Origin of the sequence: Stieleria mannarensis, assembly GCF_014154935.1 — a bacterium.
Classification (GTDB): Bacteria; Planctomycetota; Planctomycetia; order Pirellulales; family Pirellulaceae; genus Stieleria; species Stieleria mannarensis.
In genome coordinates this window covers 1-2,167 of sequence record NZ_JACEHH010000122.1, presented here as the reverse complement: position 1 = coordinate 2,167, position 2,167 = coordinate 1, and the positions used below count along the sequence as shown (strand labels likewise).

The following is a 2,167-nucleotide window of genomic DNA, read 5'->3' as shown; positions in this document are numbered from 1 at the left end:
CGTCCACCTACAACCAAAACCTTCCGGCCTAAGAGCAAGAGCTTCCGGGCCAAACGGCCAAGCTGATGGGTCCCTTCCGGCAGGGTTCCGTCGACCTTCAAGCCGCTTCTGATTCACGCAAGTCGTTGCCCCGCAACGACCTAACCGCTCTGGCGTCAAACCTGACGCCCAAACCTCGCAAGGCCCCCTGATTCGAAGCCTTGCCATAGCTGCATCGCCGCGATCGGTGACGCCGTCTTCTTCGGCCGCGGCGGCATTCGCCCGGCCGCTTTCACCCCAGTCAGCTCGCCCGGCTCCCGGTGCGCGCCGACTCAATCCCAACGGATGCAAACCAATGTCCAATGTTCCCGTTCCCACCGTCCTTCTGTCACGCTACTTTAGCCACCTGAAGATGAACAACTGGTCGTCCGCGACCATCGCACGCCGCGACTACGTTCTAACGAAGTTCATCGCTTGGTCATCCGAACGCGGAATCGATTCGGTCATCGAGTTCACCCCCGAGTTGCTCGCCGCCTATCGCAGATGGCTCTATCACTACCGCAGTGAACGCACCGGCAAGCCTTTGAAGTTCTGCACCCAGGCAAGCTATCTCAAAACCGTCTGCGGCTGGTGCCAGTGGCTGACCGAACAAGGCTGGATCGGGGCTGATCCATCAACGAAGGTTGAAGTCCCAAAGCAAGAACAGCGTCTCCCATCGTCGCACTTGTCGATCGACGAAGTCGAAATGCTACTCAGCTCGGTTGACCTGACAACACCAACGGGTCTTCGAGACCGCGCGATACTGGAGCTGCTCTACGCCACCGGCATGCGCCGCGGTGAACTGATCAAGCTCCAACTCGACGACATCAACCACGAGTCGGGACTCGCGATCATCCGCCAAGGCAAAGGCCGCAAGGACCGAGTGGTGCCGACCGGCAAACGCGCTCTGGAATGGTTGTGCAAATACCTTCACGATGGACGACCCACGCTCGTCGACGAAGACACGCAAGTGATCTTCTTAACGTCCCGCGGCAATGTCTTCCATCCGGTGAATCTCTCGCAGTTGGTCAAGTCCTATCTCACCGCCGCGGGCATCACCAAGCCTGGCAGTTGTCACATGCTTCGTCACACGGCGGCGACGTTGATGCTCGAAGGCGGCGCGGACCTGCGTTCGATTCAAACGCTTCTCGGCCACGAGCAGCTCAATACCACTCAAATTTACACGCACGTCTCGATCAACCGCCTGCGGGATGTCCACGACAAGACGCATCCGGGAGCCAAGGACCGGCCACCGCAGTCTGATCCCAACAAGCCCGACGACAAGCCCACCGAGTAGTCGATCGATCGACTACAATATCGGGATGCTGTGTCATCGATCATCCCGCCGCCCAACCCTTCAACGCCGTCTCGCGCGCCTCCGCGCGGGAGGCGTTAAGCCGTGCGCCGATTCAAAACAACGCCGTAGCTGCAAATCGCTTCGTCAACAAACCTGCTCGCCCGGAAAATCACGCCCCGAAAGCGACAAGCCATCTATCAAGTTCACGGTTCGCTATCTCCGCACCCAACAGTACAGCATCACCGCGCTGACCGATTCGAGCGGGACGATCAAGGAAAGGTACGCTTATGATGCGTATGGGAGACTGTCGATCTTTGATGGTAGCGGGACAGCGCGGACGACGACGACCGAAGGAAATCGGTATGCCTACACCGGGCGCGAATGGGACGAAGAATTTGAGCTCTATCACTTCCGAGCCCGAATGCACGATCCGATCTCGGGGCGATTCTGTTCCAGGGACCCGATTGGGCACGTGGATGGGATGTCACTTACCGCTTCATACTTTGCGGTTTCAGGATTAGATCCAAGCGGAATGAAGATAGGGATCGATGAGTGGGAATGGTCTCGCGGCGGGGATGATGAAAGACGCACATATGAAACAGCAAGAATTAAGGTTTCATTGAAAACACACAGCAAGTGCAGGAAGCCCACTTGTGATGAATGCGTTGGCATGACCTGTTTTTCGCTGAACTACGAGGCGAAATTGACCGGTGCGTTCTTTGTACCGTTTCCAGGCTTGGGTGTATTGAAGCCGCCGTACAATCATCAAGGGCCTGATGTTTCCGGCGGGACAATCACTCCTTTCAATTATACGCCACCCAAAGGAAACCGCGGCCCCGGAAACTTCGGAAC

2 protein-coding genes are annotated in these 2,167 nt (G+C 57.4%); both read left to right on the top strand.

The window, feature by feature from the left end:
- Positions 1-334 precede the first annotated feature (334 nt).
- Positions 335-1,315, top strand: a complete 981-nt coding sequence (locus H1B37_RS32595) for a tyrosine-type recombinase/integrase (RefSeq protein WP_182871449.1) — start codon at positions 335-337, stop codon at positions 1,313-1,315.
- A 25-nt stretch (positions 1,316-1,340) separates the two neighbouring features.
- Positions 1,341-2,167, top strand: an 827-nt coding sequence (locus H1B37_RS32590; RefSeq protein WP_182871448.1) for an RHS repeat domain-containing protein, incomplete at its 3' end; no start/stop codon positions are given.

Excerpts from the sequence above, each read along its gene's own strand:
- H1B37_RS32595 (WP_182871449.1), top strand. The coding sequence starts at position 335 with ATGTCCAATGTTCCCGTTCCCACCGTCCTTCTGTCACGCTACTTTAGC.